Source organism: Nonlabens agnitus (assembly GCF_002994045.1).
Lineage (GTDB): Bacteria > Bacteroidota > Bacteroidia > Flavobacteriales > Flavobacteriaceae > Nonlabens > Nonlabens agnitus.
This window is the reverse complement of sequence record NZ_MQUC01000003.1, coordinates 3,000,020-3,025,544: the sequence shown is the minus strand read 5'-3', so window position 1 is coordinate 3,025,544 and position 25,525 is coordinate 3,000,020. Positions and strand designations below refer to the sequence as shown.

The following is a 25,525-nucleotide window of genomic DNA, read 5'->3' as shown; positions in this document are numbered from 1 at the left end:
ATTACTTCGCGGCATAACCACTGGCTGCTCCTGTTGTTATGACTGTCTTTTTCATGATTTTACTTCTAATTAAGAAACAAAATAAAGGCAAGGCAGTTAAGGAACTTAGAAAATCTGATGTCTAGAAAATGATGGATGATGTATTCGCTTTCGCGAAAGCGAACTCTCTAAACAGTTTTCTGCAAAATAAAATCAACGGTTCTTTAAGCAGATTTGTGATCGCTCAACAAGGCCATCAAATCTGGATCCTGACCCAACAAAACAGCCTCGCTATTGATGCGACCTTCCATGGGACCGTTTTCTAATTTCAAGACACCACGTGGACACACGGCACTACAAATACCACAGCCTACGCAGCTGGAGCGCACGATGTTCTCACCTTTCTGGGCATAGGCACGTACGTCGATTCCCATCTCACAATACGTCGAGCAGTTACCACAAGAAATGCATTGACCGCCATTGGTAGTGATTCTAAATCTTGAGAACATACGCTGTTGAAAGCCTAGGATTGCCGCCATGGGACAGCCAAAACGACACCAAACGCGGTTCCCAAAAATGGGATAAAAGCCAGTACCTATCACTCCAGAAAACACAGCGCCTATCAAAAACCCGTAGAACTGATTAAGCTTCCAGGATTCAAACATAAAGAGTTTCCCAGAGCCATCCATATAAGTAAAAAGCAATAGTCCAATGACAATCACAAAGTAGGCAACGGCACCTATTTTAGCATCTTTGGCAAGCTGTTCCCGACGGAATAAAAACACTAGACCAAAAACCAGAGTCAACAATCCAACAACGCCCCAAACAAAGAATTCCTTGCTTAGCCAGACGTTATCATAAATGACACTTTCTGTACCCTTCTCGATGAAAATATCATCTTTACTGCGATCCATGGGTAATAACGTAGCCTGTTGTTGGTCCATGATCTGGGTAAGGCCTTGAGAATTATTTTCTTCCTTGACCACATCAAATGGGATGTTGATACCTTCTGTAGACTGTAATTCTATAGGCGTGTCACTTTCGGTGCGATCTAGATAAACCACACGTGATGCACCAGCTTCTTGTGCAGCAAGGACCACTTCATGAACTGGTTTTTGATCTTGAGCGCCTATAAAAACCACTTTGTTGCTAAAGTCATTCCAGCTACCTATACTGCTCGCCGATTCATTTCCTTTTAAATACGAGTACACTACTGCGGTCGTCATGACCACAGCAAATACGACCACGCTGTGAATGACCCATCGCTCGACGTTCCAAGCGTATTTCTTTTTATTGGATAGTTGTCTAAAGGAATCTCCAGCAGTTTCTGCCAGACCACCGCAGCCACAAACCCAGCTACAATACCAGCGTTTCCCGTATTTGTAGGTAAGAATAGGTGTGATCACAAAAATAGATGCCACACCAAAAATCAGCATCGCAACCCCAAAATTCCCAGCACGTAAAAACTCATCTATTTTATATCCATTAAACAGATCGTAGTTCAATGGCCAGATATTTTTAAAATCATAATACGGCTTGTTCAAACCTGTCATGATTTCAGGGATGATAAACGCAAAGGCTGTCTGGAAAAACATCACACTACCGGTGCGTATCATTTCATATCTATTGTGGCGGTATTTCCAGATAAACTTGATCCCAAAGGAAAGAATGGCAATCGTGTATAACGTACCGTAGACAAACCACTGGCTCGCTGGTCCACCATTTAGGAAATAGGACAAAGGATCAAACAAGGCAATCACTCCAGTGTTATCTCCATCTTGAACCAGTCCCAAATACTGCGGATAAAAATAGAGTATGACATAAAATCCGCTAAATGCGAGTATGGCACACCACGCCCAGAAACCACGACTGGAAATCGATTTGAACCAGACACCATCATTCTTGATTCCTGCGCTTTTGCCAGCATACGCAGACCAGGCAAACCCAACGACTCCAGCAAATATGCTACCTAGAGCAATGGACAGCCACAGCGTTTTATTGGGAAAACTCAGGTTGAAATTGGCTAGAATCAAAATGGCCAAGCCAAACAACCCTAAGGCTGTGAAGATCTTTTGACCAGCGGTGAGCGATTTAGGCGGCTCGCCGGTAAGCGACATATTACGTTGAAATATAGACATAAATGATATTTATAAAATGTGATTGGTAAAGCAGCAATGGTTTAATGCTAAAAGGCAATGACAGCTTCACCGTTATTGTGATCTAGGCTTCTACCGTTTTTTGTGATGTTGCAAAATCCTTTTTGATGCTTTCAAATGGTTTTTGATAGAACTCTGGATTGAAGCAGGATTTAGATAGATGCTTTACCACGTGATCTACAGACTGTTTCTCTGTAAGCCACTGGTCAAAAACCTCGTGCTTCATTCTAATGCCAAAGGTGTTGATCCCGATAAATACTCTTGAAGCTACATCATATTCTATGGTGATGGCGCGTTCATTTTTTTCGTCCTGCCAGTGGTAGTGCTCGTGACCTTCCTTTGGTTTGCTCCATACCCAGCCGTAGGTTTGATATTCAATATCCATAAACTTGGCACTATTGAACCAGTGTCCGGGATTCCATGGTGTAGGATTGCCGCATATGGTTTGAGCCAGGGTTTCTCCCATCATGCGACCGGTGTACCATACCGCTTCTACCGGTTTGCGCTCACCTACCGGCTCGCGTTGCTGGGCACAATCGCCTATCGCGTACACATCGGGAACATTGGTTTGTAGTAGGCGATCCACCAAGACACCTCTATCTGTGTCAATGCCGCTGGAGGCTAGAAAACCTATTTGTGGCTTCACGCCAGCACAAAGACCCACCAAATTACAATTTATCGTTTTTCCTGTTTTGGTTTTGATAGCTTTCACGCGACCATTTTCATCGCCTATGATCTCATCCAGTTCTTCTTCATGGCGCAGATCAATATGGTGTGACAAAATGTGATCAGAGATCATGGTAGCATCTGGCATAGGTAGAACACCACTCCAGAAAGCCTTTTCCCTAACTAGGAAAGTCACTGGAATTTTCCTGGTATGAAGCATTTCTGCAAGCTCCACGCCTATCAGTCCACCACCTATGATGACGGCTCTTTTACATACATCGTTATTGGGCGCATTTACTTCCAGTAGTTCCAGATCATTGCGAGTAACAAGACCTTGAACGCCATGCAGATCTTCACCTTTCCAGCCAAATTTATTAGGAACGCTACCCGTTGCAATGACCAGTTTATCATAAGAAAACTGCTCGCCAGATTCCAGCGACAATATTTTAGTATCGGTATGAACGTGTTTTACATAATCACGCTTGAGTTCGATTCTATTCTTTTCCCAGAACCAGTTCTCATACGGTTGCGTGTGCTCAAACTTCATGTGTCCCATGTATACGTACATCAAGGCCGTGCGTGAGAAGAAGTAATCCGTCTCGGCAGATATGACCGTGATGCGTTTGTCAGAAAACTTACGCACGTGTCTAGCCAGCGTGATTCCTGCGATCCCATTTCCTATGATAACAACGTGCTCCATACCTTACTTTGGTTTTGATTCAACAATGTAGCATTAAAGCTACAATAAATCACGATGAAACTAGCCGTAAGTCATGTTACATACTTCCGTGATTCGGGTTCATTTTTCCTGAATTTTAGCGTCGTAGTAAATGGCTTGATTGTTGTAAATTACTAAGGCGCAAGAGCGTGTAACAATCAATTTATGAGTTTAAAAATTAGAATGATAGTCTTGATGATTTTGGGGAGTTTCGCTTTCGCGAAAGCGCAATTATCCACCTTCTCCACAGCCACAAAAGAGTTGCTCAATAACCAAGTAGCCAATGGCAATGTGAACTATGCGGCCATCAAAAAGAATCCGCAGAATCTGGATCTGGCCTTAAAATCATTGGAAAAGATCGAGTTGGATCAATTGACCAACAATGAAAGTAAAGCACTGCTAATTAACGCCTATAATTTATTTGTTATCAAAGGTGTGGTAAATCACTATCCCATCAAATCGGTCATGGATAAGGCCAACTTTTTTGACGAAAAGGTCTATGGATTAGGAAGTCAGAAGGTTTCCTTGAATCAATTGGAGAAAGAAATACTGTTCAAAAAATTCCCAGACGAGCGCCTACATTTTGCGCTGGTTTGTGGCGCGGTAAGTTGCCCGCCATTATCCATGAAACCCTACACAGCAGAAAATGTAGAATTCATGCTCAAAAAAACGACCAAAGCCGCTATAAACAATCCCAACCTGGTAAAGCTAGACATGCATGAAAAAAAGGTCTATGCCTCCAAGATTTTCGACTGGTACAATTCAGATTTCACTAAAAACCAGACCTTGATAGAATACCTGAATCGCTACCGTGAAGACATGATACCTGATGGATTTACCGTTCAATTCATGAATTATGACTGGGCTTTGAACGGTAAGTAGCGGTTTATGGAGTAATTTTAAAGCCATTAGTAGCAAGCCTATTAAAATGACGATGTTACCTATGAATAAATTTCTATCGCTTTGCTTTTTAGGCATTTTACTTAGTGCCTGCAATGCTCAAACTGAACCACCTGCTGCGCCAGAATTAATTAGAGGTGTCTCTTTTGTGGCCACTAGAAATGCCATTACTGACGAGATCGTAAAACCTTTACTCAATTACAACGCCAATTATGTCGCGGTGCATCCTTACGGATTCATGCGGGATCTTGAGAATCCTGCCGTGATTCATAACAGTGAACGGCAATGGTGGGGCGAGCGTGTCGATGGCACCACAGCCACCATAGAAACATTTCAATCCAAAGGTTTGAAAGTCATGCTCAAACCTCAAATATGGATAGGCCGCGGTATCTATACCGGCACGATAGACATGCCAGACGATTCCAGATGGGATACTCTTGAGGTGACCTATGAGAAATTCATTCTGGACTATGCTCAAGTCGCCCAAAACACAAACGTAGCCATGTTCTGCATCGGGACTGAGCTGGAGTCTTTTGTAGCTGCGAGACCCGAGTTTTGGAACCGATTGATCCAGAAAATACGAGCCATTTATAAAGGCAAATTGACTTATGCCGGCAATTGGGACAGCTATAAAAACGTTCCTTTTTGGGATCAAATGGATTACATAGGCGTCGATGCTTATTTCCCGGTAAGCGACCAAAAAACTCCAGATGTTTCATCTGCCATGGAAGGCTGGAAGAAATGGATGGTTGAGTTGAGTTCGCTTTCGCGAAAGCATGATAAAAAAATCCTGTTCGCAGAATATGGATATGTCAGTGCAGATTATGCCGGTAAGGAACCATGGCTAACCGCAGATGAAACCAGAGAATCTAATGAGGAAGCGCAAAAGCATTTGTTGCAGGCTCAATACGATCTAGTCTGGAAACAAGACTGGTTTGCTGGCGGCTTTTTATGGAAACACCATTCAGAATATGGCAGGCGTGGCTTTGAGAAAAGATTTACGCCACAGGACAAACTGGCCCAGCAGACCGTTAGCGATGCCTACGGCGCCATGAAACCTAAAGAATAAACCTGTTCTCAAAGGAGAGCCTCAGGTTAATCAATAAATGATAGACATTTCCATATCCATCCAGAATAAGCTTTTAGTATCCAAAAAATGAAGAAACAATTTGCCCTTTTACTATTGATCATGAGCTGTATTACTATTGCAGAAGCTCAGGTACTGACCAATAAGTCCCAATTTACACATCAGGACACCTTGCGTGGCTCCATCACTCCAGAACGTGCTTGGTGGGAACTAACCTATTATCATTTAGATATCAAAGTAGCGCCAGACGGCAAGTTTATCTCTGGATCCAATACGATAAGTTACCAGGTCCTAGAACCTTATCAAACAATGCAAATTGATCTTCAAGAACCTATGCGCATTACAAAAGTATTGCAGGATGGTCAGGAACTAGAGGTGCGCCACGATGGTAATGCTCATTTCATCAACCTAGAGAAAGAGCAAGTCACAGGAGCTAATGATAGCATTCAGGTATTTTATGAAGGTCACCCGCGAGAGGCAAAAAATGCGCCTTGGGATGGTGGTATCTCTTGGGAAAAGGATAAAAATGGAAATCACTTTATTGCTTCTAGCTGTCAGGGATTGGGCGCCAGTGTATGGTGGCCTAATAAAGATCATATGTACCAAGAGGCTAATGGAATGACTATAAGCGTCAATGTACCCAGTGGTTTGATGAATGTCTCAAACGGTCGATTAGAATCGGTTGAAGCGCTGGAAGATGACACTACCACCTACACGTGGAAAGTAGAAAATCCCATCAATAATTATGGAGTCAACATCAATATAGGCGATTATGTCAACTTTTCTGAAACCTACAAAGGCGAGAAAGGTGATCTAGATATGAATTATTACGTACTGTCGTACAATCTCGAAAAAGCCAAAAAACAATTTACAGATGCGCCTAGAATGATGGAAGCATTTGAACACTGGTTTGGGCCGTATCCTTTTTATGAAGATAGTTTTAAGTTGGTTGAGGTTCCTTACTTAGGAATGGAGCATCAGAGTTCGGTCACCTACGGTAATCAATATGCGAATGGTTATCTGGGTCGCGACCTATCAGGTACCGGTTGGGGAATGAAGTTTGACTTTATCATCGTTCATGAAGCTGGACATGAATGGTTTGCAAACAATATTACAAACAAGGACATTGCAGATATGTGGATCCACGAGAGCTTTACCGCATATTCGGAAAATTTATTCCTGGACTATTACTATGGCAAAGAAGCCAGCGCAGCCTATGTCATAGGCACACGTCGCAGCATAGGCAACAGAACACCTATTATAGGAACTTATAACGTCAACAGTGAAGGATCTGGAGATATGTATTATAAAGGTGCCAATATGCTGCACACCATACGCCAACTGGTAAATGACGATGAAAAATGGCGACAGATCTTGCGCGGCTTGAACAAAGAATTCTACCACCAAACGGTGACTACAGAACAAATAGAGAGCTATATATCTGACCAAAGCGGCATGGATCTAAGTAAAGTCTTTGATCAGTATTTGCGCACGGTGAAAATACCGGTGCTGGAAGTACGACCCGATGAATCCGGAATTTCCTATAGATGGAACAATGTAGTGGAAGGTTTTGAAATGCCCATTGAAATAGAAGTCAACGGTAAAAATCAACGCATCATCCCAACAACTGAATTCCAAAATCTAGATCTTGACGGCAAAGAAGCAGACATTGCTGTAGATGAAGATTACTACGTGGAATTTGAAGTGATGAAAAGTTAGAATAATGAATACTGATCAACCCATCATTACAACCACCATCAACTTTGTCAAACAACAACTCGCTGATGCCGAAGGCGGTCACGACTGGTTTCATATCGAGCGTGTATGGAAAAATGCGCAGCTCATCGCGAGGAATGAATCTGGTGCTGATCTTTTGGTGGTCGAATTAGGAGCCTTGCTGCACGACATTGCAGATTCTAAGTTCCATAACGGTGATGAAACGGTTGGGCCTCGCGTTGCCAGTGAATTTTTAATGAAGCAAAACGTAGAAGTGGAAGTAATCAATCACGTGGTCAAGATCATTGAAAACATCTCTTTCAAAGGTGGAAATCAGTCCCAAAAATTCAAAAGCTTAGAACTAGATATTGTTCAAGATGCCGATCGATTGGATGCTCTAGGAGCGATAGGGATTGCCCGTACCTTTAATTATGGAGGCTTCAAAAACCGACCGCTGTACAATCCAGCCATTAAGCCAGACCTACATATGGATGTAGCAACTTATAAGAAAAGCAACGCACCTACCATCAATCACTTTTACGAGAAATTATTGCTTCTCAAGGATCGAATGAACACGCAAACAGGAAAGGATTTAGCTCAGGAAAGACACGCCTTCATGGAGCATTTTCTGGATCAGTTTTATCAAGAATGGAATGGTATGGTCTAGTCGATCTAATCAGATACTTGCTCTACAGCATCTTTAGAAACACCACACCATTTGAGATAATATTCATAAATCTCATCAATGCTGGAACCGCTACGTTTTTTCCAGTAGATGGTGAGGTAAAACCACTGTAACTTTAAAACACCTACTTCTTCGTAACGTCTCGCGCTGGTCGTGAGCCATTTCTGGATCACGTGATAGGTGTCGATCTCGTAAAGCTTGTTGATTAATAGGTAATCCTCATAAATAGGCACAGTAGTGTCATAACCGCCTATTTGATGATAAAGTTCGCGAGTAATGTATTGACTCTGGTCACCGCCACGACTAGCTTTCCAGCTAAATCTAGAGAACCAACCTATGATAATCAACCACCAATGCCAGCTCCTGAACCGCATACGGAAACAGCCTGCAGGATGGCCTGCAGCGATGGCTTTTAAAATATAGGAATCAAAATCCTTAGGTGGATGAGAGTCTGCGTGCAAGAAATAGAAAATATCGTGACTTGCGGCGAGTGAGCCATTGTGCAATTGCACGCCGCGACCTTTGGCAGAATCCACACACTTCACCGTTAGATCTTGAAATGAAGATGAAAAACGCTGCACCTCGCTAACGGTATTATCAATACTGCCACCGTCAACGACTATAAACTCAAGCTTTTGAGGATCACTAGCACGATCCTTCAAAAGTTCCAATAAATTAAAAATCCCATGCTCTTCATTAAGCACGGGAATAATAATGCTCATCATATGTTTAAATATACGATGAGCTTTTCAATATAGTTTTTGATTTTATGACTGTTTATTAAGAGACCAATCATAATCCTTGTAAGTCACCTTTGCACCAGCATTCAATCTATTACTGGCAAACTGATTGACATATTCAACAAGCGTCATCCCATTAGATGTAAAGTCGCTAGTGTAGAATTTGAAAATACTGCTCAATTTAGGATTGTTGGGGTCGCTCAAATCGTTTTTATCAGAATTCACAAACTCTGTAGCTGCGCGATCCATAAGTTCATCCACATTTTTACCGGTATAAGCCGTTCTCAACAGTTTAGGGCAAGAATAGCTTGCACAATTGATCGCAAAGTGAATTCTGGGATCGCCCATTTTTTGAAGAACACTTTTTTCAATATCGGCCAATGCGTATTGCTTTCCATTGACGGTGATAAAATCCTTAAGCCATACTTGACCCAGCGGTCCATCAATATCCTTGATACTGCCAGGCATGTCGTTGTCAATGATCAAATCTAGTGTCGATGCGTTGTACAGGTTGATGTAATAGGCAAATTGCTCTCCTGTTTCCCAGTCAGATTTTGGTGGGTTTACGCTCAAGTAAGTCAAATACGATTTTAGTTTTGCCTGTTCTGTCGCTAGGCCTTGATAGTCTACAAAGCCAGCCTCATTGACATATTTCTTCAATAACTCATCATAATTGGAGTGATCCAGCTTTGCTCTAGAGGTTTCCATTTGTTCACCATTTTGTAGAGAGTCGTAGTGTAATCCACCAGAACTCACGCAGGATGCTGCTATCAACAATACGGCTATTAGGTATGCAATCTTTTTCATAGTGTAGTTCGCTTTCGCGAAAGCGAAATAAGTTCCACTTTCAATCTTCATCTAAAAGTAGTAGGAAAACATGTCAACCCTGCTGGGCTTAACAACAGAATAACACTACAGCGACTCGATAAGACCCTTGAACAACTGCACCAGTTTAGGCTCTGCCTTGCCCGCGATTTCAATGATCTCTGGAACACTGATGGGTTGTAGATTCTCCGGATCGCACTCGTCTGTCAGGACGCTTACCGCACACACAGGAAGCTTTAGGTGGTTTGCAACGATCACCTCTGGAACGGTGCTCATTCCTACGGCATCTGCTCCTAGGATCTTGAGCATGCGATACTCTGCTCTGGTCTCTAGCTGTGGTCCTACCACACTGGCATATACACCTTTGTGTAAGGTAATATCGTGTTTTTGTGCCAGGCTTTTTAGAGTCTCGTTCATATCTTGATCATATGGTGCGCTCATGTCCGTAAAACGATCGCCGAACTCTGCAATATTTTTCAATGCCAGCGGGCTGCCGCCTTGTAAGTTGATATGGTCATCGAGCTGCATCAAATCTCCTTTTTTCATATCCAGGTTGACCGCACCTGCAGCATTGGAAATTAATAAGTTCTTGATACCAAGACCATGCATCACTCGTATGGGATAAGTAATGTCCATAAAATCATAGCCTTCATAAAGATGGAAGCGACCTTGCATCACCACTACTTTTTTGCCACCTAGATCGCCATAGATCAGTTTACCGGTGTGAAATTCAACGGTCGCCAGCGGGAACGATGGAATATTGTTATAGTGAGCCACCTTCTGATCCTCGATTTGATTTACCAATTGTCCTAGACCAGTTCCCAGCACGATACCTACGTCAGGATTTTCAAAGCCTTGTTGTTTAAGGTATTCTATGGAGTTGTTCAATAATTTTCTGCTAAGCATAATCTTAATTTAATAGTATTTGAAAATCTGGATGGTCCTTGATATCATCTTCTGTATCGACATCATTGCGCTCTTCCAGCATGACATAATCCAGGTTTTTTAAGTCTTTAAGTGTTTCTTCCAGTACGGTAGATGTTCCCCAATCTTTATTCTCAAAAATCCCTTGTGGTATTTTGTTCTTGAATCCCAGCAAATAATATCCACCATCTGTTGCAGGACCTATGATGGCGTCCTTTTCATTAAGCTTTTTAAAGGCATCATCGATTTCTAAGGCGCTCAAGTCGTACATATCTGATCCTATGATTATGACGCTTTCATGTCGTTCCAGCGCCTTTTCAAATGCATACTTCATACGTGCGCCTAAGTCTTCACCTTTTTGCTGATACTTTTCATAAGCCAAGTTATCCCAATCATCGTCTTCATGCACCTCTTCTGAATACCAGACTTGCTTCACGCCGTAAATATTCTTTGTAATCGATCGTGTATGCTCCAGCAAGAATTTATAGATCTCGAGAGCCTTTTCATCGCCTACTGTGGCAGCAAGTCGTCGCTTTCCTTTTCCTAATTCTGGGTTACGGGTAAATATGATAAGGCAGTTGGTCATGTTGCAGCTATACGTTAAATGCTTCTAAGTAAAACAAATTGCCATCTATTGGGGTTAAATCACTGTTATGATTGCTTCATAAAACAGAGATGGACAATTTTGATAAAGCTAAAGATTGAAAAATCGCTGTACTACTTTTTAACTCTTTTTTCGTTTTGTTTTACAAACGCAGCCCAACCTGTGTAGCTCTTGCCTACTTCAACCCTACCGCTGGAATAAAAGTGACAAACGGCTGCGGCGAGTCCGTCGGTCATGTCAAGGTTTTTAGGAAGTTCTTTGAGATTTAGAGTGCTCTTGAGCATTAGTGCCACCTGTTCCTTGCTCGCTGTTCCCTTACCCGTAATGGATTGCTTGATGCGTCGTGGTGCATATTCAGTAACTGGAATGTCTCTAGAAAGCCCAGCAGCCATGGCGACACCTTGAGCTCGTCCCAATTTGAGCATGGATTGCACATTTTTACCAAAAAAAGGTGCTTCTAGTGCGATCTCGTCTGGATGGTGCGTATCGATTAATTCTAGGGTACGCTCAAATATTTTTCGCAGTTTGACATAAGGATCGGTCACCTTACGCAGGTCCAATTCGTTCATCTGGATAAAAGACATGGTTTTTCCAGTGATCTTAATGACTCCAAATCCCATGATCGCCGTTCCCGGATCGATACCCAAAATGATACGTTCTCTTGCCAATTGTTGTAATTTCCAGCCGTGATAGCCGTGTCCCACAAATCTAAGCAATTCCTATGGCAGGCCTGCAAGATAGCAGTGGCGTTATTCACGGTAGGATACATTGTTTGGTACCTGCAACAAATCGATTTTCAAGAGCAGAATATCTTGGGCTATTTGAATTCACTGCCATTGTATTTCTGGATGCTATTACCGGTGTTTTCGATTTCCAGTTGGATGATGGAAACGATTAAATGGCAGCTGCTAGCAACGTCCAGCCAACGCCTCACTTTTACCCAAAGCCTTTACCAAAACCTTACCAGTCAAGCTGCCAGTTTTCTAACGCCTTTGCGGGCCGGAGAATTTGCCCTCAAGGCTTCCTATTTCCAACAACACCAGCGCAAGAATATCTTGAAGGCCGTAGCCTACGGCAACTTTTGCCAGATGACAGTTACCGTCATCTTTGGAGCAATCGGTTGGTGGTATTTAGCAGATTTGCCTTGGTGGATATTTTTTATAGGCATTTTTATTCTTCTCATACTTATGCACTTGTCGCCACGATTGCATCAACGGCTTTCCCTATCGGCTGGCATTGCTCCAATTTTGGGATTATCAGCATTGCGATATGTCTTATTTTCAAGCTGTTGGTTGCTTTTGTTAAGCTATTCCAGTACGTCGCCAACACCTACGGTAATAAGCTGTATTACAGCGATGTACCTTACCGTATCCATCGTTCCCAGCATGCAACTTTTTGATCTGGCACTCAAATGGAGCGTGGCTAGCTTTTTTGCAGATTCTTTGGCAATTCCCATGGAGTCCATGACCGCCATAGTTGCGGTGGTCTGGTTATTTAATACGGTATTGCCAGTTATTATTGGCAGCCTAATGTTGCCATTTCCTCAATTTCAAAAAGCTGCGATCTCATGAGTTTTGTGGTACTTCTCATCAGTTTTGGGTACTGTTTGATCCTATTAGGGCTCGCCATGCCAGCATTGAGGTATATGCCTAGTTCGCTTTCGCGAAAGCGAACTCAACACCATCATCGCTTTTCCATCATTGTCGTGTATCGAAATGAGGTACGTGCGCTGCCCCAATTACTGGAGTCCATCCGGCAAATGGATTACCCTAAAGATGCCTGCGAATGGTGGTTTGTCAACGATGAATCTACCGATGGAAGCAAAAGTCTGGTTCAGGATTTTGCTGCTGGAAATCCGTCCATACAGATTCATTTACTGGAACGACCCAAACGCAGCGCCAGTGCCAAAAAAGACGGGATCACGGCTGCGGTTTCACAATCCAGCTATGATCACATCATAACCACAGATGCCGACTGTCTCCTGCCTAAAACCTGGCTATTAAGCTTTAATAATCACTACCAACAATTTGCCGATGCGATGCTGGTTGCCGCGCCAATACAATTATCTGGAAAAGGCTTTATTGCAGCCATACAACAGCTGGAAATGATGGCACTACAAGCCATCACGGCTGGATCATTTGCCATGCGCCAACCTTTTATGTGCAATGGCGCCAATCTTTCCTTTTCCAAAAACGCTTTCAATCTAGTTGATGGTTATCTCGGGAACGACCAATTTTCAAGTGGTGATGATGTATTTCTTTTGGAAAAATTAGCCGCCGAAGATGTCTTACAGTGCCATTACCTCAAAAGCGAAGAAGCTATCGTAACCACACCTGCCAAAAGTTCTTTTAATGCTCTCATTGAACAACGCGCTCGATGGTCACGTAAGGGAAAGCACACTAAAAGCCTACTCAACAAACTGGTAAGCGCTCATGTATTCTTGATGAACCTGCTGTTTCTGGGCGTTCCCGTATTACTCTTACTGGATTTGATGGACTTCAAATTAGGCGTCATGGTCATCCTCATCAAGTTTTTTACAGATGCGGTAGTGCTACTGGTAGGCAACCAAGTGACACCATTTTTATGGGCGCGGTATTTTTTAATTCAGTTTTTTGTGTATCCGTTTGTTGTCATCGCTGTTGCGGCGCGCAGTCTAGGCACTATTGAATGGCATGGCAGATCTATTGATCAAGAGTAGTCCCAACGGGTTGCACCACAATAGGAACCAGATAGGACGATGACACTGGTGTGCCTTGCTTTAATGCACTATCGATAGTAGGCAGATCCTGAAATTTTTGCTGCATGATAGAATCCAGGTACTTTTTATCCAGATGGTTGGCACATCTGGAAATACTGTCGTAGGAAATACGTCCAATCTTATTCACGGTAAATTGTGCAACCAGACTGTCTTTTGCCTTGATCTCCATAGATAAGGTATCACTGGATAATCGGGACTTGATCAATTGGTGAAGGTTCTTATAAAAACAGTCTGATGAGGAGAGCAACTCATCGCAATCCTTAAATTGTGGATAGACGTCCACGGTAGTTGTATCCAGCTCTTGAAATCGCTTAGAGGCAATTTGAGCTGCTTCTCGATCCTTGTCCAACTCTGATTTACAAGCTGTGACGGATAGTAGCAATACAAACGCAAATGAGAGAGTAAAAGCGATATGTTTTGAAACTAGCCTCACTTTTCTATGTTCATGAAAATTTCCTTCTTGAGGTCATTAGCTCGGGATTCAGCGATCTCTGCATAATCACTGGACGTTCCAAATTTGTCAAGAAAACGCTCATAGTACTTCAGAATGGACTTTTTATCCTTAAAATAACGGTCTGCCGCAACAACTAATTGGTAAGCGGCGACATCATCTTCTGGATTTTCTTTGACAGCTAATTGCATCGTTTCAAAAGTACCTTTAAAATCCTCTCTTGCCGCCATAATAGATGCCATTTGAAGATATTCCTGTGCAATAGATGGCCTTTTATACATGATGGCATATTCAATGGCATCTTGAGCCTCATCATATTCCTGAAGTCTCAGGTGCGCTTTTGATTTTAGAAAATATAGGTCTGCATCCTTATCGTTATACTTCTCCAGAAAGATCTGAATGTTCTCAATGCCTTTTTGCCATTGAGCATCCTGGATGTAACTGATCGCCAGCGTACGGCGATTGAACTCTGTATCATTTCCCAATTCCAAAAGCCGCTCTAGGTGTTCAATGGCTTTTGAGTAGATCTTGGCGTGATAATAGGCCTGAGCAATAAGACTATTGAATTTGATATCATCAGGGTTTTCATTTAAAACCTCAATACAGTATTTGATCGCTGGTCCTGTTTCCCTGTTTTTAATTAACAATGGAACCAGTTCCAATCTTGCCCTGCGATAATCAGGATCCATTTTGAGGACATTCTCATAAACGTCCATGGCCAGATCATCTGATTTTAATTGTTCATGAGCTTGTCCCTTATAAAATAGATAGGTTGAGTTTTCTGGAAACTCTTCGTTTAACTGTTTGAATAACCAAAGGCTTTCAAAAACATTGCTGGTCCCTAAATATAAGCGCCCCAATTCAAACCGTGGTCGTATCGCTTCTGGTTCCATTTCTAGGCCTTGCTTGTAAGAGTTGATGGCTTGATCTGTGTCGCCTAATACGACGTATGCTCGAGCCGTCTTAAACGTATTGTCAGCAGTGGTGTCAAGTTCACGATAGGAATTTAATGCCTCACGGTAATTTCCTATTGCCATCAAGCTATCTGCTTCATACTCTTGAGCGGTCGTATTCAAGAAGTTTCCTAAATAAAGTACAATTAGAGTGAGGTAGGTTTTCATAGATATTAATTTAGGCATACTTATTGAACTCTCAAAAACCTAAAATACTACATTATGAAAAAAATACTATTACTATTAGCTATCGCCGTTGGTTTTGCTTCTTGTGAAGGCGACCAAGGACCTCCAGGATTTGACGGGCGTGATGGTCTTGATGGTCTGGATGGTCTGGATGCAGAAACCGCATTGATTTTTGAGACCACTGAGGATTTCACAGCACCAGATTATTCTGTACCTGTGAATTATCCTAATAATTTTGAACTTTTTGACACTGATGTAGTTCTTGCTTACATCTTGTTTGAACAAGCTAGTACTGATGATGGTCGTACCGTTGATGTATGGAGAGCTTTGCCACAGACCATTTTTAGCGATTTTGGAGATTTCCGTTACAATTATGACTTTACTATCGTAGATGCAAGACTATTTATCGACGGACCTATTTCTACTGATTTCAATAACTTGACAACAGCAGATCTGAACAATCAAACTTTTAGATTCGTAATTTTACCGTCAGAGGTTGCCAGCGATCCAAGACTGGATGTTAGTGACTATAACTCTGTTATCAATATAGCAAATCTAGGATCTGCAGATGTGATCCAGATCCAGAACTAAGTTGACAACTTATAAAAGACATCAAAAAGCGACCTACAGGGTCGCTTTTTTGTTGAGTATAAATTCCTCCAGCCATAGGGCCACGCCATCTTCTTTATGATGGGCCGTGACGTGATTTGCGGCCTGTTTGACCTCATCACGGCCATTGGCTACCGCAATTCCATATCCAGCGCCAGCGAGCATCTCAGTATCATTATAATTATCGCCAAAGGCTGCCACGCCAGACATAGCGATGGATGGATAATTGCGCTGGATCAATAATTCCAGGGCTGATTTTTTGGAGATGTTCTTAGGCGATATTTCAGTATAGGTATCTTTTGAGCGGTACAAATGAACCATTGAGGAGTGATGTTTTTCCGCTTTCGCGAAAGCGAGTTCCATACGATCTGCATTGCCCATGAACATGATCTTGTGGGCACCACCAGCATCTTGAGTTTTTTTGAAATACGCCATGGTATCTTCCAGATCCTGAACGGTAGGCTCTACACGCGTGTTGTTGATTTCCCTAAGTGTCCACTGGTCCCGTTGGGTTACAAACCACTCCTTGCCACGATACAAACTCACGTGAATATCGTGATCCACACCTATTGCAGCAAGATCCTTGATGATATCAAAAGAAATACTATCACTATGGAGAACCTCTTCTTGATGCAGCACTAAGGCGCCGTTATAACAGACGATAGGCAGCCCTTGAATATTAAGCGCTTCCTGCAGGTAGTACATGGCTTGCGGCATGCGCGCAGAAATGAGGATCTTAGGCAGCTCCAGTTGATTGAAGATTTCTGCAGTTTTTGCAGAAATAAAACGGTTTCCATCCAGTAGCGTACCGTCGATGTCTGTGGCGATGAGTTGTATCATGTTGTAAAACTACATCTTACCCATCAGGCGGCATAAGTATTTCAACTTTTTTCAAAAATCATGGGTAAGAACTTGCTAGATTAAAAAACCTAGGTATATTTGCATCCGCTAAAGCAGAAATGTGATAGCATCGTTCTATAAGAACACGGTCTGGTAGTTCAGCTGGTTAGAATGTCGCCCTGTCACGGCGAAGGTCGCGGGTTCGAATCCCGTCCAGACCGCTATCCCGATAGCAATCGGGAGCAATTCAAGTTGTGTGTCCCCTAACAAAATTGGGGATTTGAAGGCCTCGGTAAACCGAGACTTTTTGAGAAGCTTTTCCGAATAGGAGAGGCTTTTTTGTTTTTGGGTTAATTTGGTATCTTCTCAACCATAGTTGATTCAAAGTCATGTGCATTAAACATTATGTTTATGTAATTCACTCAAAAGCCATGGATTGTTATTACAAAGGCTACAGCCAGCACCCTGAAAATAGACTGGCACAACACAACGCTGCTCAAAGCAAGTTTACTTCAAGAGCAAATGATTGGGAATTAGTATTTAAAGAAGAGTTTCCAACTAAGAAAGAAGCATTGATAAGAGAAAGAGTCCTTAAAAAATATAGTAGATCCCAAATCGAGTATTTGATTAATTCAGACCGGAATATGCTTTGACCTGAAAGGGCTCACAAGTTATCTCCACCTAAATATTACGTGCTGCGCCTATAGTTAGGAGAAAAAATGACTTCCAATTTCAGATAGTACTTCTTTATAAGCTTGATGAAATCATCAGTAAACCGAGACTTTTTGATCCCCAAATTTTGGGGACGAATAGGAGAGGCTTTTTTGTTTTTGGGTTGATTGACTTATTAGTTGATTTGGCTTTCTAAGGAAAACCTTTTCTAAGTAGAGCGTTAGTGCGCAGCCATTGCTCGCAGGCTGCTGGCCAATTCCTGGCAGGCCCATCTTCATTGAGTCCAAAACCGTGTCCACCTTTTTGATACAGGTGGATCTCTGACGCTATATCGTGCTTTTGCAATCCTTCAAAATATATCACACTATTTTGGTATGGCACAGATGTATCATCTAAAGCGTGAATCAAAATCGTTGGTGGCGTTTGTTGGTTAATTCTGTTTTCAGTGGAATACATTTCAATTTGATCTGCAGTAGGGTTGTCACCTAGAAGATTGGATTTAGATCCTTGATGTGTAAATTCATCGTGCATAGTGATCACAGGATAAATCAACATAGAAAAATTAGGTTTTGCACTTACATAGCTATTCTCAATATACACCTCATCATCGTATCCAGTGGATAAGGTAGCGGCTAGATGTCCACCAGCTGAAAATCCCATGACCCCAATTTTCGCCGGATCAATTCCCCAAGTAGCAGCGTTGCTCCTTATGACTCTCATCGCCTTTTGAGCATCTTGTAAAGGACCAATGCTTTTTTCATCCATGATAACATCTGATGGCAGACGATATTTAAGAACAATTCCCGTAATGACCAAGGTATTCAACCATCGTGCGATCTTGGTTCCTTCCTTATGAATGGCAAGATGTTTATAACCACCACCAGGTAAAATGAGTATAGCCGTACCGTTGGGGTTTTCTGGCTTAAAGATGGTCAAGGTAGGTGCAGTCACCTGAGACGTTTTCATAAGCTCTTTGCCTTCTATTATCGGAGATTCCTGATAGTTTGGGTTATTGATAGCATTAGGGATATTAGTTTCCCATAAATCAATTTCAAAAGACTGTGCGATCATAAAACTGCTGCTTATCAAGGAGCAAAATAGAAAGGTAGAAGTGAGATAACGCATATTAATCTGCTTTTAAATAAACGGATAATACTGGTACTTTTTGTATCAGGCTGGCTACTGCCAGTCGCGCCACATGAGTGGCTCCCAAAACAGATAAATGTGTATCATCCTCGTTACCTTCTGGGTAATATGCTATTTCTTTAGGCTTATAATGCAGGTAAAGATCCTTTGAGTCTTCCTGACCAAAGGACTCCACCAATAATTCGGTTTGATATTGAAGGTCAATCAAAGGGACATTGTATTCTTGAGCCACCTGACGGACTTCTACTGGGTAATCACCATGTGTATCGACTAGGGTTCCGTTTTCATTGTAATTGCGTCTTACAATCGATGTGAACAAAATTGGAATGGCTCCTTTAGCTCTGCTATCCTCCACAAACTTGATGAGGTTCGCACGATATGCGGTATGCGGATTGGTATATCGTTTAGGATCATTTTCCTTTTGATCATTGTGACCAAACTGGATAAATACATAATCACCCATTTTTAAATTTTCGAATACTTTTTCCCATCGTCCTTCTATAATAAAGCTGCGTGTGCTCCTGCCGTTGACCGCATAATTTTCTAGGGCAATGTTACCCGATAAAAATCCTGGTAGCATTTGCGCCCAGCCGCGTTCTGGATTTTCATCTGGGTTCGGTTTTATCGCCATGGTAGAATCCCCAATGCTATGAATGGTAATTACCGAAGATCCTTCCACATGCTCTTGTGCTATTGCAAAGGAGCATGTCAAAAGCAGTAGCAATGCAAATTTGTTATAGAGTTTCATACCACTCCTTTTTTGATGATTTTTTATGTTCACCCAATATATTTTTGAGGTTGTACTTTTTAGCTTGGGACTTTTTCAATTGCTTGGACCATGAGACGCGGCGTTCTGGAGCAAATCCTTTTCCACGATTTTTGTATTCCGCATAAAAAGCTGTTTTTTCCGCTTCAGGTTTGGACCAATTATCCCAACCTACCGGTAATATGTGATCACCCATATCGCTATCCGTAAAAACAGTTTGGGCATAAATTCTCCATGGTCTGCCTAGGTAGACTTCATCTACGTTTTCAGCAGCAGTTAGCTTACAGTTTTTGAATACAAAACCAAAATCTGCCATCTCACCGGTAGAAGCGGCTGTGATATAAGAGTCCTTTTTACTGTGAATCTCACAGTTCTCAAAGAACGCCGTGGAGTTGCCAAAAATGAAATCCGTTGTTCCTTCAATAAAGCAATCCTTGAAATATTGCTTACCGTTTCCAGAGGCGTAAACCGTGTCTTGATTGCCTAACAAGTTGCAGTTGACTATCGCTACCCTATTTGAATTGATCGCTAATGCCACGGCTTGCCCAACTTCTCCAGCCGAATTTTCAATCGTCAAATTTTTCACCAAAACATCATCTGCATCTATGGATAATGTTGGTGTATGGAAAGTGCTGTTGCGGCCTATGGCCATTTTATCAAAATAGTCATCAAAAGTAATGATGGTTTGCTCCTTACTTTCTCCTATCAAATTGATGTGCGTATTCCATTCGTAGATTCTGACCTTTTCTTTATAAATTCCATTCTTAATCGTAATTGTGATCCTTTCATAAGGAAAGGATTTTGCATTATTAATGGCATCCTGAATGGAAGAATAGTCGCCAGTGCCATCTTTTGCCACCGTTACGTTAAAAGGATCCTTTGGCGCAGCGGTCTTGGCTTTTAATTTTTCAATCACATCATGAGCTTTCACCCATCGGTCATAGGTTTTAAGTACTTCTTTAGGCTCGTCAGTGTACCAACCGTAACCATTCCTGCGCTCTGCTCCTATCTCATCCAAAGAATATTTTTTGATTCCATCTCTATCACAAAAGAAAGGTCTATTGTTTTCCAGTTCCATAAAACGTGCCCACAATGTTGGTGCCTCTTCATCCTGAACTATTACTTTATTGATCACCTTGCCCTCATCATCATAGGTTCTCACTTCTCTCAAGCCTTCAATCTTTACACGTTGCAACCACGCGTGAGCGCTGGCAACAGATTCCATCACCGCGATCGATGGATTCTCGATGGACATGAGTAGAAGAACGATTTTAGCAGACTCCTTTCCGCTTAATGATGGTAATTCATAAGCTCTTCCCATTGCAGGTTCAAGAGTCACCTCATCATGCTGCGCACACCAGCCTGTCAATATACCATCCTGCACATATTGAGTTTGTAAGATGCAAGAGACACCTTTGTCAAAAGCTTTTTTGACCCGTTCCAAAGTCTCCTTGGGCGGCTGGATGGAATAATAGCCAGAATTATCTTTTACCTCTTTCAATACATTCAAAATATTGACCATGCTATCATCATTATAGGTGATGTGAGTAGCATAACCCTTCTTAAGCGGATAGAACTGAGGCCAGCCGCCATTAGGGTATTGTGCTTCTAGCAGGTAGTCCAACGCTTTTAAAAATGCAACCCTGTATCTTTCATCAGGCTGTTGCTCGTGAATCTTTGATAGGAAAAGCATTTCTTGAAAAGTGGCACCGTTATCGGTGGTGACCCCTTTGGCAGTGGATTGTAACTCTCTTAACTCTTGCTTTTCTTTAGTAGAGAGCACTTCCTGCATCTGGATATTTTTAGGCCAGCCACCTATATCTCTTTGATACAGCAAAACGTTTTCTGCTATTTCACGAGCTTCCGCAGACGCATACCATTCAGCGCTACTGTTTGTTATAATATCTCTCCAGGATTTGTCCAGGATTTGCGACTGTACAGCTTGAAAAAACAGGAAGCAAACTAATGACGTGAAAACTCTCATAAATTGATGATTTTTTTTGGCTATCCTAAGAAGGATGAATTTAAAGGTAAACGCTTGATTTTTATTTGCTTTATACAACTTTGGTGATTGATAATCGTCACATCCATGGACCACTTTTTATTAGGTGATTGATAAAGATCTCGCTTTCGCGAAAGCGAAATTCTTCAACCACCAACCTACTTCTCATCCTGAGTGGTATTCTTGAAGTTTACAGCAATATTATATTGTATTCAAATCCAAGATATCTAGCGTAACCTCATGAAACATCGAGATTGATTAGCCACTTAATTATTTTATTTTCAGTTGTTTGAACAATTTATATTCTAATGATAGCACGCTAAGGTAAAAAAATTATATTTACTAATGCAATCGATTACATTAAGAACGATGTAATCCTAAATGAATTGTTATGAAAACAGTTTTACTTTTTAAAATGTTTATGATGGCTTGCGCTTTGTCGACCGCCCAATCTGTCAATATCACGGCCGCTACAGGATGGCTGGAGTCTGCATATGTGACTTGGGAACCAGTGGCCGGCGCAAACCGTTATGACGTTTTTTACAGCGGTAATGGCATGACTGATCAACAGATCGACACCCAGCTCATACGCAGTTATGGCAGCTATTACCGTGCAGACATTATAGGTCTTGCCGCTGGAGATTATACGTTTAAAATCGTTCCCGTCACTTCAAACAATCCTGGAGCAGCAGCGGTCACTGGTGTGGTCACCGTTATGGCTCACGACCGCAATGGATTTGCCCATGAAGGTGGTTATGTACCTGGAGCCTATAATTTGGACGGAACATTAAAGGATAATGCTGTTGTTATTTACATTACTGAAAATTCTAAAAATACGGTCACTTTGAACGTTACTGGTGCCAATAGTAACCCTTGTGTAGGTCTACAAAATATTCTGGATGGATTTAAAAAAGGTCGCGATAATCGACCTCTCGCGATACGACTTATAGGTAATATTACAGACCTGGACTATATGATTAATGGAGACCTTGTCATTGAAAACGACAACAATGCTAATGGATCCATCACATTTGAAGGTATAGGATCTGATGCGGTAGCTAACGGTTGGGGACTTAGAATCAAACGAGGCACCAACATTGAAGTACGCAATCTTGCTTTTATGCTCACTGATGCCGCCGAAGGTGATAACGTAGGGCTACAACAAGATAACGACCATGTATGGGTTCATAATTGCGATATGTTTTATGGAGCGCCTGGTGGCGATGCTGATCAATCTAAAGGCGACGGTGCGCTGGATTGCAAACGTTCGACTTATGTAACCATGTCTTATAATCACTTTTGGGATACTGGTAAAAGCAATTTGCTGGGATTGAGCGAGGACACTACCACTGGTTTATATATTACCTATCATCACAATTGGTACGATCATTCTGATTCTCGTCATCCACGAGTTCGATTTTATTCTGCGCACATCTACAATAATTACTTTGATGGTAATTCCAAGTATGGCTCTGGATCAACTAACGGCTCTTCCTTATTCATTGAGGGAAATTACTTTAGAAAGTGTAAATACCCTATGCTTACTTCACGACAAGGAACTGACATCTCTGGCGGTTCTTCTGGTACCTTCTCTGGTGAAGATGGTGGCTTTATCAAAGCATTTAATAATACTATAAGTGGTCAACAACGTCTCGTTTATTATGACGCCGTCAATGCGCCAGTACAATTTGATGCCTATCAAGCTGCAGCTAGAAGCGAGCAAATCCCATCAAATCTCACCTCTTTCAAAGGAAATAATGCTTACAACAATTTTGATACCGACGCCAGCCTCTATGTGAATACCATTAGTATAGATACACCCGAAGACGCGCGTGACAAGGTCATGCAATATTCCGGCAGGGTCAGTGGTGGCGATATTACTTGGACTTTTAATAATGCGGTCGATGACAATGATTCTGGAGTCAATTCTGGACTTGCGGCTCTATTGCAGTCCTACAGCACCAGTGTTGTCTCCGTTCAAGGTGATCAAGGAACTAATCAAAGCGCTCAAACCTTGACAATCCCAAACAATAACGAACAAGCTGTAAATAGCGGTGAAAGTATTGAAGATATGGTATTTGTTTGGGGCGGCGATGCTACGTCTGCCAGCGTTTCAGGTTTGCCGAGCGCTGGGATTGTTTTTACAATTGATTCTTCTTCAAAGACAGTGACCATAAGCGGAACTCCTACTGAAAACGTGAGCTTTACAGTAACAACCACAGGTACAGCAGGTTCACCAGTTTCTGGAACTGGATCTATTAGAATTAATGGAGTCGCAGGTGATGATGAGGTCCACAATTTTACGGCCTCTGGTTTAACCAGTAATTTCTATTCATTTTCAGGTGCAAACATCAACTCAACAGCAGGATCTACCACTTATGATGGTCTTACTTTGACGACACGACTCAAAATTGAGTCTTCCACAAACATATCCTACTCAACATCTACAGAGTCAGAACTTACACTGGTATTTGACCTTACTTTTAACGGTACGATTAAACTAGACAACACGAGCTACACCGCATCAAATGGGTTGCTATTGATCCCTTCAATAAACAGCGGTTCACATCAGATCACCAAAGGCAGCGTTGCTAACTTATTTTATATTAAAACGGCTTACACGTTAAGTATGGGAAACATTGAAGAACTTGAAAATGTCAGCCTATATCCTAATCCTACATCTGGAATAGTCTCCTTAAAACATAGCTTAGATCGCATCGAGCGAATAGAGGTGTATAATGTTTTAGGATCACTAATCAATGCAATGGAAAACCCAATCGATACCGTAGATCTTAGGTCCTTTAGCGCTGGTATCTACTTGATGAAGATCGTTACTCCTAATGGATCGATTACCAAGCGGATGATTAAAAAGTAATTCGATTTCATTTATTTTAAATCGCCCTGCTAACACAGCAGGGCGATTTTTTGTGCCTACCATATCAAAAATATGCGTTCTTAGAATAGGTTACTATGCGGTACATGCGTTTGACACTTATTCCTAACCGTACTTAGAAGTAAAGCTTACAAACACAATTAATGTGTATGATTAGGATGCGCAGGATGTTGTCCTATTCTTGTTTCGCCTTGAAGGGTCGCGAAAACGAGCTCAAAATAAAAGGCCCAATGAAAGGAATCATTGGACCTTCTAAACTCTAATTAACAATGAAGCTATTGTACTTGTAGCTTGACAGACTTACTGCCAGCTGAAGTATTTATTTTTCCTATATACAATCCTGAAGAAACGTTGAAATCAAAACTAGCATCTTGATCAACACTTACAGATTTTACTAAAGCACCACTTAAATTATAAATCTCAATTTGAGTTTTTGCTGTAACGTTAGAAACCAAAACTTGGCCGTCACGACTAATTAAGGTAGTTGGTATTTTGATTGCATTGTCCACACTCAACAATCTGCTTGCTCCAGTTCCAGTCACTTCAATTTTGTGAAGGCTGAAATTGTTATCGCCATATACATATAGATCTGCGTCTGCACCTGTATAAGATACTTCAAAAATTTTAGGAACGTCTTGTTCTCCATCGGTTGGTAATGTGCCTAAAATGATAGATCCATCTGAAACGAAAAGGCTTCTTGCGCTACTTCCACCGGCAGCACACCAGATAGTAACGGTCACATCTCCTGAAACCGGTATTTTTAGATATCTACGAACTGGAAGTTCTGCTGTTCCTCCGGCGCTTCCATTAGTTCTAAATCTTAAGCTAGAAGTGAATCCATCAGAGAAATCTAGAACGCTAGTGGTGATCTGTCCCATGTTGTTATTGGACGTATGTGGTTGTATCACAAGATTATCCACTACCACAGGATTTGTCCCATCAGGATCAGCAGCATAACCAGGAAACCCATCGGTTTCTGGCCATCCATCAGAAAAGTTCCAGGTTTTAGTTTGAGCTGTTGTCATTGCACTTACAAATAGTAAAGGCAAGAAGAATAGTAAAGTTTTTTTCATGTTTTTGAGTTTAGGTTAATCGATTACATTGTAAATATAGAAGTAATTTTGAAATAGTTAATATTTTGATTGGCAATTCATTGCACCCTATTGATCACTCATATAGTTTGTACGTCCTTTTTACTAGAAAATTGACATAAATACATTCCAAGTCGTTGCTACACAAAATCAACATT

At 41.7% G+C, this 25,525-nt stretch carries 23 protein-coding genes and 1 tRNA gene; 10 read left to right on the top strand and 14 right to left on the bottom strand.

The window, feature by feature from the left end; translation table 11 throughout:
* Positions 1-203: 203 nt before the first annotated feature.
* Positions 204-2,117, bottom strand: coding sequence for a 4Fe-4S binding protein (locus BST86_RS13850; protein ID WP_105983758.1), 1,914 nt, complete (start codon positions 2,115-2,117; stop codon positions 204-206).
* A gap of 82 nt (positions 2,118-2,199) precedes the next feature.
* Positions 2,200-3,501 (bottom strand): NAD(P)/FAD-dependent oxidoreductase, encoded by a 1,302-nt coding sequence (locus tag BST86_RS13845; protein ID WP_105983757.1) that lies wholly within the window; start codon positions 3,499-3,501, stop codon positions 2,200-2,202.
* A 183-nt stretch (positions 3,502-3,684) separates the two neighbouring features.
* On the opposite strand from BST86_RS13845, the gene BST86_RS13840 reads away from it, so the two are divergent.
* The 4 genes from BST86_RS13840 (at position 3,685) to BST86_RS13825 (ending at position 7,889) form a co-directional block, all read left to right on the top strand.
* Positions 3,685-4,401 (top strand): DUF547 domain-containing protein, encoded by a 717-nt coding sequence (locus tag BST86_RS13840; protein ID WP_105983756.1) that lies wholly within the window; start codon positions 3,685-3,687, stop codon positions 4,399-4,401.
* A 61-nt stretch (positions 4,402-4,462) separates the two neighbouring features.
* Entirely contained in the window at positions 4,463-5,488 is a 1,026-nt protein-coding gene (locus tag BST86_RS13835; RefSeq protein WP_105984057.1) for a glycoside hydrolase family 113, read from the top strand.
* Between the two features lie 87 nt (positions 5,489-5,575).
* Positions 5,576-7,225 carry a M1 family metallopeptidase gene (locus BST86_RS13830; RefSeq protein WP_105983755.1) on the top strand — a complete coding sequence of 550 codons (1,650 nt, stop codon included), beginning with the start codon at positions 5,576-5,578 and terminating at the stop codon, positions 7,223-7,225.
* A 4-nt stretch (positions 7,226-7,229) separates the two neighbouring features.
* Entirely contained in the window at positions 7,230-7,889 is a 660-nt protein-coding gene (locus BST86_RS13825) for an HD domain-containing protein (protein ID WP_105983754.1), read from the top strand.
* Positions 7,890-7,894: 5 nt separating this feature from the next.
* Here BST86_RS13825 and BST86_RS13820 read toward each other — a convergent pair whose 3' ends face one another.
* From BST86_RS13820 to ruvC, 5 genes are all read right to left on the bottom strand, one after another.
* Entirely contained in the window at positions 7,895-8,632 is a 738-nt protein-coding gene (locus tag BST86_RS13820; protein WP_105983753.1) for a TIGR04283 family arsenosugar biosynthesis glycosyltransferase, read from the bottom strand.
* 42 nt (positions 8,633-8,674) lie between these two features.
* Positions 8,675-9,505: a DUF547 domain-containing protein gene (locus tag BST86_RS13815; RefSeq protein ID WP_242446545.1), complete on the bottom strand. Its 831-nt coding sequence runs from the start codon at positions 9,503-9,505 to the stop codon at positions 8,675-8,677.
* Between the two features lie 54 nt (positions 9,506-9,559).
* Positions 9,560-10,378, bottom strand: coding sequence for a purine-nucleoside phosphorylase (locus tag BST86_RS13810; protein ID WP_105983752.1), 819 nt, complete (start codon positions 10,376-10,378; stop codon positions 9,560-9,562).
* A gap of 4 nt (positions 10,379-10,382) precedes the next feature.
* A complete protein-coding gene (locus BST86_RS13805; RefSeq protein ID WP_105983751.1) occupies positions 10,383-10,982 on the bottom strand; it encodes a TIGR04282 family arsenosugar biosynthesis glycosyltransferase in 600 nt (199 codons plus the stop codon).
* 131 nt (positions 10,983-11,113) lie between these two features.
* Complete coding sequence (gene ruvC, locus BST86_RS13800) at positions 11,114-11,668, bottom strand: crossover junction endodeoxyribonuclease RuvC (RefSeq protein ID WP_055411828.1); 555 nt, start codon at positions 11,666-11,668, stop codon at positions 11,114-11,116.
* Between the two features lie 27 nt (positions 11,669-11,695).
* Between ruvC and BST86_RS13795 the strand changes: the two genes are divergently transcribed.
* Positions 11,696-12,571: a hypothetical protein gene (locus BST86_RS13795; RefSeq protein WP_146126771.1), complete on the top strand. Its 876-nt coding sequence runs from the start codon at positions 11,696-11,698 to the stop codon at positions 12,569-12,571.
* Positions 12,568-13,698: a glycosyltransferase gene (locus tag BST86_RS13790; RefSeq protein WP_105983749.1), complete on the top strand. Its 1,131-nt coding sequence runs from the start codon at positions 12,568-12,570 to the stop codon at positions 13,696-13,698. The genes BST86_RS13795 and BST86_RS13790 overlap by 4 nt, the downstream gene beginning before the upstream one ends.
* Here the strand turns inward: BST86_RS13790 and BST86_RS13785 are convergent.
* A complete protein-coding gene (locus BST86_RS13785) occupies positions 13,682-14,191 on the bottom strand; it encodes a hypothetical protein (RefSeq protein WP_146126770.1) in 510 nt (169 codons plus the stop codon). The genes BST86_RS13790 and BST86_RS13785 overlap by 17 nt on opposite strands.
* Positions 14,188-15,330, bottom strand: coding sequence for a tetratricopeptide repeat protein (locus BST86_RS13780; RefSeq protein WP_105983747.1), 1,143 nt, complete (start codon positions 15,328-15,330; stop codon positions 14,188-14,190). Before BST86_RS13780 ends, BST86_RS13785 begins: the two co-directional genes overlap by 4 nt.
* 54 nt (positions 15,331-15,384) lie before the next feature.
* Between BST86_RS13780 and BST86_RS13775 the strand changes: the two genes are divergently transcribed.
* Positions 15,385-15,939, top strand: coding sequence for a dihydrolipoamide dehydrogenase (locus BST86_RS13775; protein WP_105983746.1), 555 nt, complete (start codon positions 15,385-15,387; stop codon positions 15,937-15,939).
* Between the two features lie 33 nt (positions 15,940-15,972).
* On the opposite strand, the gene BST86_RS13770 is transcribed toward BST86_RS13775, so the two are convergent.
* Positions 15,973-16,797 carry an HAD family hydrolase gene (locus tag BST86_RS13770; RefSeq protein WP_105983745.1) on the bottom strand — a complete coding sequence of 275 codons (825 nt, stop codon included), beginning with the start codon at positions 16,795-16,797 and terminating at the stop codon, positions 15,973-15,975.
* 147 nt (positions 16,798-16,944) lie between these two features.
* On the opposite strand from BST86_RS13770, the gene BST86_RS13765 reads away from it, so the two are divergent.
* Positions 16,945-17,018 (top strand) — tRNA-Asp (locus BST86_RS13765).
* Between the two features lie 168 nt (positions 17,019-17,186).
* Positions 17,187-17,450, top strand: coding sequence for a GIY-YIG nuclease family protein (locus tag BST86_RS13760; RefSeq protein WP_262497928.1), 264 nt, complete (start codon positions 17,187-17,189; stop codon positions 17,448-17,450).
* A 211-nt stretch (positions 17,451-17,661) separates the two neighbouring features.
* On the opposite strand, the gene BST86_RS13755 is transcribed toward BST86_RS13760, so the two are convergent.
* From BST86_RS13755 to pelA, 3 genes are read right to left on the bottom strand one after another with little or no spacing between them, the layout of a single operon-like run.
* Entirely contained in the window at positions 17,662-18,594 is a 933-nt protein-coding gene (locus BST86_RS13755; RefSeq protein WP_105983744.1) for an alpha/beta hydrolase, read from the bottom strand.
* Position 18,595: 1 nt separating this feature from the next.
* Positions 18,596-19,363 (bottom strand): rhamnogalacturonan acetylesterase, encoded by a 768-nt coding sequence (locus BST86_RS13750; RefSeq protein ID WP_105983743.1) that lies wholly within the window; start codon positions 19,361-19,363, stop codon positions 18,596-18,598.
* Complete coding sequence (pelA, locus tag BST86_RS13745; RefSeq protein WP_105984054.1) at positions 19,350-21,365, bottom strand: pectate lyase; 2,016 nt, start codon at positions 21,363-21,365, stop codon at positions 19,350-19,352. Before pelA ends, BST86_RS13750 begins: the two co-directional genes overlap by 14 nt.
* A gap of 409 nt (positions 21,366-21,774) precedes the next feature.
* Between pelA and BST86_RS13740 the strand changes: the two genes are divergently transcribed.
* Positions 21,775-24,258 (top strand): pectate lyase family protein, encoded by a 2,484-nt coding sequence (locus BST86_RS13740; RefSeq protein ID WP_105983742.1) that lies wholly within the window; start codon positions 21,775-21,777, stop codon positions 24,256-24,258.
* A gap of 293 nt (positions 24,259-24,551) precedes the next feature.
* Here the strand turns inward: BST86_RS13740 and BST86_RS13735 are convergent, their stop codons facing one another.
* The gene (locus BST86_RS13735) at positions 24,552-25,349 is read right to left on the bottom strand and encodes a T9SS type A sorting domain-containing protein (protein ID WP_105983741.1); all 798 of its coding nucleotides are present in this window, start codon (positions 25,347-25,349) and stop codon (positions 24,552-24,554) included.
* Between the last annotated feature and the right edge of the window lie 176 nt (positions 25,350-25,525).